The organism is Pseudomonas sp. PARCl1 (assembly GCF_947311875.1).
GTDB classification, from domain to species: domain Bacteria; phylum Pseudomonadota; class Gammaproteobacteria; order Pseudomonadales; family Pseudomonadaceae; genus Aquipseudomonas; species Aquipseudomonas juntendi.
This window is the reverse complement of sequence record NZ_CAMZMX010000054.1, coordinates 21878-33770: the sequence shown is the minus strand read 5'-3', so window position 1 is coordinate 33770 and position 11893 is coordinate 21878. Positions and strand designations below refer to the sequence as shown.

Here is an 11893-nt window from a genome sequence, read left to right as displayed (position 1 = left end):
TGCTTCTTCAGCCTGACGAGAATAACTTCTCCCGCCAGGCCAGTCACAACATACAAGGAGCGAGCGCAGCTCGCGATTGCGCCGCGCGGGCGGCGCTCGATCTCACAAGCGCTGAAGATGCTCCGGCTACCCTTGCCAGGAACCATAGAATCTCCCACAGGGACCACACAGATTTCAGAACCTGTGCAATACCTGTGGGAGCCGGCTTGCCGGCGATAGGGCCGGTACAGGCGAACGATCAGCCCCGGCTTGCACAGGCCTCGATGGGCAGCAGGTGCTTGACGAAGTTGCACGGCCGGTGCCGGGCATCCAGCTGCTCGGCCAGGATCCCCTCCCACGCAGTACGGCAAGCCCCGGTAGACCCCGGCAGGCAGCACACCAGCGTGCGGTTGGCCAGCCCGGCCAGCGCCCGGCTCTGCACGGTCGAGCTGCCGATATCCAGAATCGACAACGCGCGGAACAGCTCGCCAAAGCCATCGACATGTTTGTCCAGCAGGCACCCGACCGCCTCTGGCGTGCTGTCGCGGCCGGTAAAACCGGTACCGCCGGTGATCAGCACCACCTGCACCTGGTCATCGGCAATCCAGGTGGCCACCTGGGCGCGGATCTTGTACAGGTCGTCCTTGAGCAGCGCCCGTGCCACCAGGCGGTGGCCGACCTCTACCGAACGGCTGGCCAGCAGCTGCCCAGAGGTGTCGTTGTCATAGGAACGGGTGTCGCTGACGGTCAGTACGGCGATGTTCAGCGGGACGAAGACTGCATCGGGTTGGACGCGCACAACAGGAACTCCTTGAATGGCCTTGTCGCCACGCTAAGGGGATGCTCCGAGGGCGTCCAATCGATATGGCGAACCGTTCCATCGACAGGCTCTATCGCTGCCTGGAGGTAGCCTCAGCATCTTCAGCGCCTGTGAGACCGAGCGCCGCCCGCGCGGCGCATCGCGAGCTGCGCTCGCTCCTACGTTTGTTTCGGGCCAATTATGCCTGTGGGATTTGCGCGCGAACCCTTTGGCGCATGCCTCAATGTCGCGCCGTATGAACCAGGCGGTCGCGCGCACCTGGCACAGGGGTTACTGGCCCGAAACAAACGTAGGAGCGAGCGCAGCTCGCGATTCGCCGCGCGGGCGGCGCTCGTTCTCACAGGCACTGAAGATGCAGCGGCTACCCTTGCCAGCGATAGGGCCATTGGAAACATCCCATCACTCAGCCTTCTGCTCCGCTACCTTCAACTCCTTGATCCGCTGGTCAATCAGCTGACACTTGTCGGGCAAGTGTTGGCTCGCCGTCCTCAGGTCCATCCCCTGCAGCTCTTCATTGATTTCCTTCGCCTTTTGCGGGTTCTGCTCGGTCAGTTGGGTGACCAGCCCGGCCAGCTCTTCACGTTTCTGCGTCGCTTCTTCCGGTGTGCAGGCCCAGGCGGGGCTGGCGCACAGCAAAGCGGTGGCGCAGCCCATAATGGATAGCAGCTGTTTCATCCTTCCTCCCTCCAGCAATGGTTATGCACGGTGGAAGCTTGTGGGGGCTGGGAAGTTCAGTGCTCACGATCAGTGGGTCTTTCATGATGGAAGCATTCTGTTTCCGAAATGCCGCCACCAACGGTGCTGCGCCTCTTCTGACAAATGTATCGAGGTCGGGTACTACCCAGATCACTGGAGAGGCAGTGGGTCAGCCTGCGATGTGAGGACGCGCTGTCATGTGTATACCCAATGCTTTCATCACGGTCAGGAACGATTTGAGGGTTGGGTTGCCATGCTCGCTGAACGACCGGTAAAGCTGTTCACGAGATAGCCCTGTGTCTTTTGCCAGCTCGCTCATGCCTTTGGCACGCGCTACTACGCCGACAGCTTTGGCGACATAGCTGGCATCCCCGGTCTCCAGGGCGTCAGTCATGAACACGGCGATTGCTTCAGGAGTGGTGAGGTATTCGGCGGGATCGAATTCAGAGAAGGTTTGTGTCATTTTGCATCCTCCACGAACGCAGAATATGGTGGGCTGCTTTGATGTCCCGTTGTTGGCTGCTTTTATCGCCGCCGCACAAAAGAATGACGAACGTCTGCCCGCCTGGTGGAAATATACGCGGTAGCCGGGCCCATAGTGGACCCTGAGTTCACTGACGCCGTGGCCAACCGGTGATACATCGCCAGGCAGGCCCTCCATCAATCGGTTGATCCGAGCACTGATTCGCGTTCTGGCGCTAACATCCCGGAGCCCGCTCACCCAATGTCTGAAACTGCTGGATTCGATTTCTTTCATCGAATGAATGTAGTTTATAAACTACAGACGACTCGCCAGCAAATGGTTTCTGCGTATTGCGCAATGGCTCGCTTCGCAACTGCCATTTGCATCCATTCTCATTTTTCTCGGAACACCGCGTCTCAGCCCCGAGTCCCAACCTGTGTAACCCTTTCGTCCACAGCAGGAGCCCGTAGCCATGAGCACCACCTACGACTGGGACCTGATCGAACGCTTGCTGCACGAGGTGCAGAACGGCGCCGGTCACAGCTTCACGCCACGCCCCTACGCCGAGCAGCACGCTGCCGCGCTGGCCGCCAAAGGTGAGCCGGTGTGTGACCTGGATCACTTGAAAACCCGTGCCTGTGAATATGAAAAGCTGTTGTTCGACCGTGGCTATATCGAAAGCCGGCCTGAGGAAGACGGTGGCAACGGCGAGAACTTCGTGCTGACCGAGCGCGGCTCGCGGCTGATGAGCCTGATCGACAGCAGCATCCCTGGCTTCGAGCACCCGCGCCAGGTGTTGGACGAGCAGGTAGATGCGCTGGACGAGACCACCTTCGAACAGGTGTCGGCAAAAGCGCAAATCGCTTGAGGTCGTTTTGAGGCTGGCATGGGTGGTCATGAAAACCCGATAATCGGTAGCTTCTGAACGCTGCCGAGTTGCTGCCCATGCCTACGTTCACCTTAAAGGCCCGCCCATGAATGCGGCCCGCAAGAACCCAGACGCCTTTGCCTTCCAGGTTATGTTGGGCCTGTGCCTGATCTGGGGCTGCCAGCAGGTGCTGATCAAGACCGCCGCCGTGGACATCGCCCCGGTGATGCAGGCGGCATTGCGTAACGGTATCGCCGCGGTGTTGGTGGGCCTGATGCTGTGCTGGCGTGGCACCTGGGAGCAGGTCGGTAGCACCTGGCGCCCGGGTTTGGTCGCGGGTGCTTTGTTCGGTATCGAGTTCCTGTTCATTGCCGAGGGCCTGAAACTGACCTCGGCGGCGCACATGTCGGTGTTTCTTTATACGGCGCCAGTCTTCACCGCGTTGGGGTTGCACCTGCGCCTGGCCAGTGAACGCCTGCGCCTGTTGCAATGGCTTGGCATCCTGCTGGCCTTCGGCGGCATTGCCACGGCCTTTGCCGGAGGCATGTCGTTCGAGCACATGGATAGCCGCACCTTGCTGGGCGATGCGTTTGGCGTGATCGCCGGGCTGGCCTGGGGCGCCACCACGGTGGTGGTGCGCTGCTCACGCCTGTCGGAAGCGCCGGCGACCCTGACCTTGTTCTATCAACTGGCGGTGGGGTTTGCCGGATTGTTGCTGATTGCCCTGCTCAGCGGGCAGATCGGCGAGGTGTCGCTCACGCCTTTGGCCATGGGTAGCGTGCTGTTCCAGGGGGTTGTAGTGTCGTTCGTCAGCTACCTGACCTGGTTCTGGCTACTGCGCAAATACCTGGCATCGAACCTGGCGGTGTTTTCCTTCATCACCCCTCTGTTCGGCGTAACCTTTGGGGTCTTGCTGCTGGACGAGCCGCTGACCGCGCATTTTGTGGGCGGTGCGGTGATGGTGCTGCTGGGGGTGATTCTGGTAAGTGCCGAACCTTGGGTTAAGCAGCAACTGCGCAAGTGGGTGGGGTAGTGGAACGCTTGCAACAAAGCGAAACGATTAACCAGTCGTCGGAATGCGCCGCTATGGCTTGATCCGCGTCAGAATGGCCCCTATCTGTAAGAGCAGAGGCATGCGTAATACAGGACATCGGGCTATGATCTGTATGAAACATTGCAGGATTGATTCGCCGTGAGGCTGACCCGTCAAGGGGGCATTATGAATAAACCACTGTCCAACTGGCTCCACGACCTGGCGGTCGCCTTGGGGCTGATTCCACCACCCTTGCAGCCGGTGCCGATCCCGACTGATGAAGAGCAGCGCAAGCGCCAACCGCGTCGTCGCTGATACAAGCAAAGGCCGCAGCACCTGGGTGGGGGCTGCGGCCTTTTTGTGTCTGGGCAATTGGCTTGCCTGCTCTGGGCCCATCGCTGGCCCTGGAGGCTCGCCAGCGATAGGGCCAGTACAGGCCGAAGGTCAGGCCAGCTTGACCGCTGCCACGGGTTTACGCGACAGCAGGCTCACCACCACAAAGCTCACCAGGCCAATCGCGAGGCTGTAGTAGATCGGCGTATTCGCCTCCAGCCCGTCCTTGAACATGAACAACAGGGCAGTCGCAAAGCCAAGCGACATGCTGGCGATGGCGCCGGCGGTGGTGGCGCGTTTCCAGAAAATGGCGCCAATCAGCGGAATCAGCATGCCGCCCACCAGCAGGTTGTAAGCCAGGGTCAGGGCGCTGATCACGTCGTTCACCATCAATGCGATACCCAGTACCACCAAACCGGTCAGCAAAGTGAACAGGCGGCTGATACCCAGGCTGGACGGCTTGCCGCCACGCAGCTTGGGCAGCAGGTCTTCGGTGATGGTGGTCGAGGCCGCCAGCAGGCCTGCGCTGGCGGTCGACATCATGGCCGCCAGCGCCGCTGCCATCAGCAGGCCGCGGATGCCATCAGGCAGCGTGGTCTTGATCATTTCGGCGAAGGCATTGTTCGGGTTGGCCAGGTCGGGCATCAATACATGAGCGGCCATGCCGATCACGGCACAGGCCAGGCCATACAGCACGCAATACACCCCGGCGGTGGTGCCGGCACGCTGGCAGACCTTTTCGTCACGGGCGGTGAACACCCGCTGCCAGATATCCTGGCCAATCAGGATGCCGAAGAAGTAGATCAGGAAGTAGGTGATGATGGTATCCCAGCCGATGGTGGTCAGCTGGAAGCTGGCCGCCGGCAACTTGGCCACCAGGGTGTCCCAGCCGCCGGCCTTGTACAGGCACACCGGCAACAGGATGAACATCAGGCCCACGGTCTTGATCACGAACTGCACGATATCGGTCAGGGTCAGCGACCACATGCCGCCAATGGTCGAGTACACCACCACCACACCCCCGCCCAGCAGCAGCGAGGCCCAGAAGGGCAGGTCCAGCAGCACTTGCAGCACGGTGGCCATGGCCAGGGTGGATGTCACGCCGATCATCAGCGCGTACGCCAGCATGATCACCGCGCTGGCCTGGCGTGCGGTCGGGTTGTAGCGCTGTTCCAGCACCTGGGTCACGGTGAAGATGCGCAGGCGTAGCAGCGGCTTGGCCAGAAACAAGTTGATGGCGATGATGCCCAGGCCCAGCGCGGCGCACAGCCAGAAGCCGGAAATGCCGTGAACGTACCCCAGGCGCACGGTACCCACGGTGGAGGCGCCACCCAGCACGGTGGTGGCCATGGTGCCCATGTACAACATCGGGCCCAGGTTGCGCCCGGCGACCAGGTAGTCTTCATGGGTTTTCGCGCGTCGCATGCCATACCAGCCAAGCCCGAGCATGCCTGCGGTGTAAAGCATTACAACTATGATGTCCAAGGCCATTGGGGGTCTCCCGATTATCTTTATTATGGCGAGATCGGCCACGCGGGCGTTCGCACGGCGCCCGGTGGTCTTCTGGTGTTGGCGGGCCTCGGTGGCCCGACCACATTAGCGGCGGACTACACCCGGCAGTACGCAGAGCATTTCGAACAGCAGGTTGGCGCCGAGCAACGAGGTATTGCCGGTGGTGTCATAAGGCGGGGAGACTTCGACAAGGTCACAACCGATCAGGTCCAGGCCATGGCAGCCGCGAATGATCTCCATTGCCTGGATGGTGGTCAAGCCGCCGATTTCCGGGGTGCCGGTACCGGGTGCCCAGGCCGGATCGATGCCGTCGATGTCGAACGACAGGTAAACCGGGCCGCCGCCGACTTTTTCCCGCACTTCGGCCATCAAGGGCTCCAGCGACTTGTGCCAGCACTCTTCGGCCTGAACCACGCGGAAGCCCTGGCGGCGGCTCCAGTTGAAGTCGTCGGCGGTATAACCCTGGGCGCGCAGGCCGATCTGCACCACGCGCTCGCAGTCGAGCAGGCCTTCTTCCACCGCCCGGCGGAAGGTGGTGCCGTGGGCGATCTTCTCGCCGAACATGTGGTCGTTGACGTCGGCGTGGGCGTCGATGTGCACCAGGCCGATCTTGCCGTGCTTCTTGTGCAGCGCCCGCAGGATCGGCAAGGTGATGGTGTGGTCACCGCCTAGGGTCAGGGGAATCACATTGTGCTCGACGACCTGGTCGTAGGCCTCTTCGATGATGCGCACGGCGTCCAGCAGGTTGAAGGTGTTGATGGCCACATCGCCTATGTCGGCGACCGACAGGGAGTCGAACGGGGCGGCGCCGGTGGCCATGTTGTACGGGCGGATCATCACCGATTCGGCGCGGATTTGCCGGGGGCCGAAGCGCGTGCCGGAGCGCAGCGAGGTGCCGATGTCCAGCGGCACACCAATGAAGGCTGCGTCCAGGCCTTCGGCGCTTTGCAGGTGGGGGAGGCGGAGCATGGTGGCGATGCCGCCGAAACGCGGCATTTCGTTGCCGCCCAGTGGTTGGTGAAGAGTCTTGTCCACGGTGGGCCTCATCAGTCGGTCGATTGTTCTGTTTGTTCGAACCTGTGCCGCTGCGCGCTTTCCAGTTCGTGTTTCGCCAGCGGGCAGGGACATTTCGGCCAGTCTGCGCAAGGTAGTGCCATGGAAGAATCGCTACCGACAAATACTTAGTTCAGGAATTTCTGAACTAAAGCCCGGCGCAGCGGTTAGACTGCGCGCAAACACCCTGTGGAACCGTTGCCCCATGGCCTCGACTTTGCCCGACCTGAAACTGCTGCGTATCTTCATCAGCGTGGTGCGCCACCAGGGTTTCGCCAACGCCCAGCGTGAGCTGAACTTGTCGACTTCGGCCATCAGCACCTACATGAGCCAGCTGGAGGGTGCCCTGGGTATCGTGCTTTGCCACCGTGGCCGGGGCGGTTTCAGCCTGACCAGCAAGGGTGAGCTGTTTCACCAGGAAACCCTGCGCCTGTTGGCCGAACTGGACGGGTTCGAGCAATACGCGGCGGCCCTGAAGGGCGAACTGCGCGGCACCCTCAACCTGGGGGTGATCGACTCCACGGTGGGTGATCGCGCCCTGCCGCTGGCTGAAGCCATTGGTGCCTACAGCCAGGAGCATCCGGCCGTGCACCTGCACTTGTCGGTGTCCAGCCCTTACGAGCTGCAGTTGGGGGTGCAGGACAACCGCCTGGACCTGGCAATTGGCGCGTTTTCTTCACGCATGAGTGGCCTGCTGTACCAGCCGCTGTACCGCGAGCAGCACTGGCTGTACTGCAGCAGCCGCCACCCGTTGTACAGCGAGCGGCGCATTCCCGAGCAGGTGGTGACCCAGCAGCGCATGGTCGGGCGCGGCTACTGGAGCCAGGCCGAGCTGGCCCGGCATGGTTTCAAGCACAGCGCGGCGACGGTTGAGAGCATGGAGGCGCAGTTGATCCTGATTCTGTCGGGCGCCTACATCGGCTACCTGCCCGAGCACTACGCCCAGGCCTGGGTCGACAAAGGCGACTTGCGCGTGTTGTCTCCGGCGACGTTCGGTTACCAGGCACCGTTCTCGTTGATCATCCGGCGTGGGCGCAGCCGCGAACCGCTGATCCAGACCTTCCGCGACCTGCTGAAAAGCCAGCTCAACGTAGGCTGATAAACAGAATGTTCATACATTCTGTCGGCAGGCCGCTAAATTCCTGCACACGTGTGCCGCTAACCTCATAGCGCTCTGCTACATATCAACTTGCGCTGATGATTTCCCTTCTTTTCATCCTGCAAGGATCGCCCGACGATGCGCATGAATTTGCCAGTCACTGAACACGAAAGAACATTCCCCAGTGAACAACGGCTGATTTCCACCACCGACTTGAACAGCCGCATCACGTATTGCAACGACGCCTTCGTGGCGATCAGCGGGTTCACCTACGACGAGCTGGTGGGCCAGCCGCACAACCTCGTGCGTCACCCAGACATGCCGCCGGCGGTGTTCGGCCATATGTGGGACACCATCAAGCAAGGCAAGCCGTGGATGGGCGTGGTCAAGAACCGGGCAAAAAACGGCGATTACTATTGGGTCAGTGCCTACGTGACGGCAGTCTACGAACAGGGCCGCATCAGCGGCTACGAGTCGGTGCGTTCGGTGCCGACCCGTGAGCAGATCCGCCGTGCCGAGGCGTTGTACGCACGCCTGCGTGCCGGCCGCCGGCCGGTATCGTGGGCGGCGCGCCTGGGCCATGGCCTGCGCCAGGGCTGGCCATGGCTCGGCGCCGGCCTGGTGTCGGCGGCGGGCTACCTGTGGTTGCCACCCTATGCCGCGCTAGGGGTGTTGATGGTTGTACTGCTGGTAGCTTGGTACCTGGTCGAGCACCGTCAGAACCAGGCCATCCGCCGCACGCTGGCCGAGCACCCCAAGGCGTTCACCAGCCCGCTGGTGGCGCTCACCTACAGCGACAACCCGGGGCTGCGGGGCCAGCTGGACCTTGCCATCATCAGTGAAGAAGCCCGCCTGCAGACCGCGCTCACGCGCCTGGTAGACGCCGGGGTCGGGGTAAAATCACGCGCTGCGCAATCTTCCGACCTGTCGGGCGCGCAGGCGCAGATGCTCGACCGCCAGCGCAGCGAGACCGATCAATCGGCCACCGCCATTGCGCAGATGGCGGCGACCATCCAGGAGGTTACGCATAACGTGCAGAGCACGGCGCATGCCGCAGGCGATGCCGACCAGCTGGCGCAGCAGGGCAGCGAGCTGGCGCTACGGAGCCTGAAGGCCATGGGCAGCATGAGCGATGCAGTCAATGACATTGGCCAGGCGGTGAACGCCCTGGCGGAACAGACCCAGTCGATCGGCAGCGTGGTGGATGTGATCACCTCGATCGCCGAACAAACCAACCTGCTGGCGCTCAACGCCGCCATTGAAGCGGCGCGGGCCGGCGAGCAGGGCCGCGGGTTTGCCGTGGTGGCCGATGAAGTACGCTCATTGGCCCAGCGTACCCGCACCTCCACCCAGGAAATCCACCAGATCATCGCCTCGTTGCGGGCCGGGGCAGAGCGCGCAGTGAGTACTGCCAGCCGTGGCGAGCAGATCTCGCGTGACAGCGTGCACAGTGTCGAGGCAGTGCAGGCGGCGTTGAGCGGCATAGCCCAGGCGGTGAGCCGCATCACCGGCATGAGCCAGCAGATGGCCACGGCATCGGAGCAGCAAAGCCACGTGGCTGAAGACATCAACCAGCAGATCGTGCGCATAGCCCAACTGTGCGATCAAAGCGCCGGGCAGGCGCGCCAAGGGGCAGAAATCAGCCAGGACCTCGAGCGCATGGCGGAGTACCTGCACAGCCTGGCAGAGCGCTTCAACCGTTGAGGTTGCCGTGGTCGCCTTGCGGCCAGGGCATAGGGCAAGGCCCGCCAGCCGGGCCAGGGTTCTGTGGCAAAATACCCCCGCCAAGGAGACCTTCATGCCCAGACCCCGTTGCGAGCGCTGCCAGCGCCCGCTTGATCATTGCCTTTGCTCGCTGATCCCTGCGCTAGGCAGCCGAACCCGTGTGATCTTGCTGCAGCACCCCAGTGAAAGCGCCCACGCCCTGAATACCGCACGGTTGGCTGCGCTTGGCCTGAGCAATGCCGAGCTGCGGGTGGGGCAGGTATTCGACGACCTGCCAGCGCTGCTGGCAACCCCTGGGTACCGCCCGGCGCTGTTGTTCCCGGGCGCTGAAGCGCAGCCCCTGGCTGCCTATGGCCCAGTGGACGAGCAACCCTTGCTGCTGATCGTGCCCGACGGCACCTGGCGCAAGGCGCGCAAGCTGCTGTACCTGAATCCGCTGCTGGAGACGTTGCCGAGGGTGACCTTGGGGCAGGTGGCCGCTTCACGCTATCGCTTGCGCAAGGCGCCGGAGGCGGGAGCGTTGTCGACCATTGAGGCCGTGGTGGGGGCGCTGAATGCACTGGAGCAACCGGCCTGCTTCGATGCGCTGCTGGCACCGTTCGAGGCCTTGATAGAGGGACAGATCAGGGCCATGGGCGTGGAGACGTTCCAGCGTAACCATGGCACCGAGTGAGGGCAGGGGGCTGCTGCGCAGCCCATCGTGACACAAGGCCGCTCCTACAGGCCATCGCACCCGCCATTGGCATACACGATCTGTGTAGGAGCGGCCTTGTGTCGCGATGGGCCGCACAGCGGCCCCAGCAATCTCAAGCCCGATCAACGCATCTCGGGCAAGCGTGCCTCGGTACGGACTTCGGTCGCGGCCAGCGCCTCTGGCGGCAGCGAAATACGCTGCTTGCTGAGCAATTCACCCATGGTCGCCAGCACCCGGTAGCGCGAGTACTCTTCGGTGTAGCGCACTTCAGTGTAGCGACGGTCGGCGTTGTACAGTTCGTTTTCACTGTCGAGCACGTCCAGCAGGGTGCGTTGGCCCAGGCCGAACTGGTCCTGGTAGGCGGCGCGCACGCGCTTGGTGGTTTCGGCGTATTCACGCGCGGTCGGCAGCTGCTTGCTGGCGTTGTTCATGGCGTTCCACGCCAGGCTCAGGTTTTCGGTCAACTCGCGCAGGGCGTTGTTGCGGATGTCCAGGGCCTGGTTGATCTTGTGCGCGTCGGATTGCAGGCGAGCCTTGTCACTGCCGCCGCGGAACAGGTTGTAGTTCATCTCCACGCCGGCTTGCCAGTCGTTGTTGTTGTGGCCTTTCTCGCCGCCGGTGTTGTTGTTGGCACCGGTGGCCAGAATGGCGTCGAAGCGTGGGTAGAAGGTCGACTTGCCAACCTCGTACTGCTGCTCGGCCGCATTTACATCAGCCTGGGCCGACTTGATGTAGGGGTTGTTCTGGCGCATGCCATCACGGGCCTCTTCAAGCGTGGCAGGCACCTCGGCCTTGATGGTGGGCGGGCTTTCCAGCTCGTCTGGCATGCGCCCGATCACGCTGAAGAAGTTGGCCTCGGCGTCGGCCAGGTCCACTTCGGCGGTGTCCAGGTTATTTTCTGCCAGGGCGCGGCGGGCGCGGGACTGGTCAAGGTCGGCCGTGCTGCCAACGCCACGCTCGTTACGCAGGCCGATCTGGTCGTTGACCCGCAGGTGGGCTTGCAGGTTGTTCCTGGCCAGGGCCACCAGTTCACGGCGCTTGAGTACCTCCAGGTACACCTCGATCGCACGCAGGGCGACATCCTGCGCAACCGCCTGGGTGTAGTAGGCACGCGAGGTGGAAACCGCTTCGGTCCGGCCCACTTCGTTCGCGGTGTTGAAGCCATCAAAGATCATCTGCCGCAGGCGCAGCTCGGACTGGGTGTAGTTCAGGGTTTCTTTGTTGTGGTTACCCGCGGCACGGGTTGTGGTGTTGTCCGAACGCTGGCGGCCGTAGCCGGCGACCAGGTCAACGGTAGGGAAGTAGCCACCACGCGCGAATTTCACGTCCTCATCGGCCGACAGCTTGCTGTTACGGTTGGAGCTGACCTGTGGGTGATAGTCCACGGCGCTTTGGACGGCTTCGGTGATCGACATCGCCTGCACGTTGGCACTCGCCAGGGCCAACAGTAATGCGGTGGTGATGGGGTTCAAAACGCGCATGGTACATCTCCCTGATCTTGAATTTGGTCCTGCTGCTCGCCAAAAAAATGACGATTATTTATCGCGTATAGTGTTGCAGGTTTTTAACATGACAGCTAAGTACATTCATCGCGATAGATAAGAAGATTTATTCATAT

The 11893-nt window shown here is 62.1% G+C and carries 12 protein-coding genes and 1 pseudogene; 6 read left to right on the top strand and 7 right to left on the bottom strand.

Annotated elements, in window-relative coordinates:
• Positions 1-238: 238 nt before the first annotated feature.
• The 4 genes and pseudogenes from moaB to QME24_RS22005 all read right to left on the bottom strand — a co-directional run bounded on the left by moaB (position 239) and on the right by QME24_RS22005 (position 2252).
• Positions 239-778, bottom strand: coding sequence for a molybdenum cofactor biosynthesis protein B (gene moaB / locus QME24_RS22020; RefSeq protein WP_009681692.1), 540 nt, complete (start codon positions 776-778; stop codon positions 239-241).
• Between the two features lie 420 nt (positions 779-1198).
• Complete coding sequence (locus tag QME24_RS22015) at positions 1199-1474, bottom strand: hypothetical protein (protein ID WP_064314718.1); 276 nt, start codon at positions 1472-1474, stop codon at positions 1199-1201.
• A 190-nt stretch (positions 1475-1664) separates the two neighbouring features.
• On the bottom strand, positions 1665-1958 hold the full coding sequence (locus QME24_RS22010) for an addiction module antidote protein (RefSeq protein ID WP_009683681.1): 294 nt from the start codon (positions 1956-1958) through the stop codon (positions 1665-1667).
• Positions 1939-2252, bottom strand: a pseudogene (locus tag QME24_RS22005) (type II toxin-antitoxin system RelE/ParE family toxin). Before QME24_RS22005 ends, QME24_RS22010 begins: the two are co-directional and overlap by 20 nt.
• Positions 2253-2430: 178 nt before the next feature.
• Here QME24_RS22005 and QME24_RS22000 point away from each other — a divergent pair.
• The 3 genes from QME24_RS22000 to QME24_RS21990 all read left to right on the top strand — a co-directional run bounded on the left by QME24_RS22000 (position 2431) and on the right by QME24_RS21990 (position 4174).
• Complete coding sequence (locus tag QME24_RS22000) at positions 2431-2826, top strand: transcriptional regulator (protein WP_182336636.1); 396 nt, start codon at positions 2431-2433, stop codon at positions 2824-2826.
• A gap of 106 nt (positions 2827-2932) precedes the next feature.
• Positions 2933-3859 (top strand): DMT family transporter, encoded by a 927-nt coding sequence (locus QME24_RS21995; RefSeq protein ID WP_054905577.1) that lies wholly within the window; start codon positions 2933-2935, stop codon positions 3857-3859.
• A gap of 186 nt (positions 3860-4045) precedes the next feature.
• Positions 4046-4174 (top strand): PA1414 family protein, encoded by a 129-nt coding sequence (locus QME24_RS21990; RefSeq protein ID WP_009683677.1) that lies wholly within the window; start codon positions 4046-4048, stop codon positions 4172-4174.
• Positions 4175-4303: 129 nt separating this feature from the next.
• Here QME24_RS21990 and QME24_RS21985 read toward each other — a convergent pair whose 3' ends face one another.
• Both QME24_RS21985 and speB read right to left on the bottom strand, forming a co-directional pair.
• Positions 4304-5683, bottom strand: coding sequence for a sodium:solute symporter (locus tag QME24_RS21985; protein WP_054881881.1), 1380 nt, complete (start codon positions 5681-5683; stop codon positions 4304-4306).
• Positions 5684-5788: 105 nt separating this feature from the next.
• Entirely contained in the window at positions 5789-6739 is a 951-nt protein-coding gene (gene speB / locus QME24_RS21980; RefSeq protein WP_009683675.1) for an agmatinase, read from the bottom strand.
• A 223-nt stretch (positions 6740-6962) separates the two neighbouring features.
• On the opposite strand from speB, the gene QME24_RS21975 reads away from it, so the two are divergent.
• From QME24_RS21975 to QME24_RS21965, 3 genes are all read left to right on the top strand, one after another.
• Complete coding sequence (locus QME24_RS21975; protein ID WP_054881883.1) at positions 6963-7856, top strand: LysR family transcriptional regulator; 894 nt, start codon at positions 6963-6965, stop codon at positions 7854-7856.
• A 138-nt stretch (positions 7857-7994) separates the two neighbouring features.
• Positions 7995-9560 carry a PAS domain-containing methyl-accepting chemotaxis protein gene (locus QME24_RS21970; RefSeq protein ID WP_281691054.1) on the top strand — a complete coding sequence of 522 codons (1566 nt, stop codon included), beginning with the start codon at positions 7995-7997 and terminating at the stop codon, positions 9558-9560.
• A 94-nt stretch (positions 9561-9654) separates the two neighbouring features.
• Complete coding sequence (locus QME24_RS21965) at positions 9655-10254, top strand: DTW domain-containing protein (protein ID WP_192440461.1); 600 nt, start codon at positions 9655-9657, stop codon at positions 10252-10254.
• Positions 10255-10397: 143 nt separating this feature from the next.
• Here the strand turns inward: QME24_RS21965 and QME24_RS21960 are convergent, their stop codons facing one another.
• Positions 10398-11756: a TolC family outer membrane protein gene (locus QME24_RS21960; protein WP_009683671.1), complete on the bottom strand. Its 1359-nt coding sequence runs from the start codon at positions 11754-11756 to the stop codon at positions 10398-10400.
• Between the last annotated feature and the right edge of the window lie 137 nt (positions 11757-11893).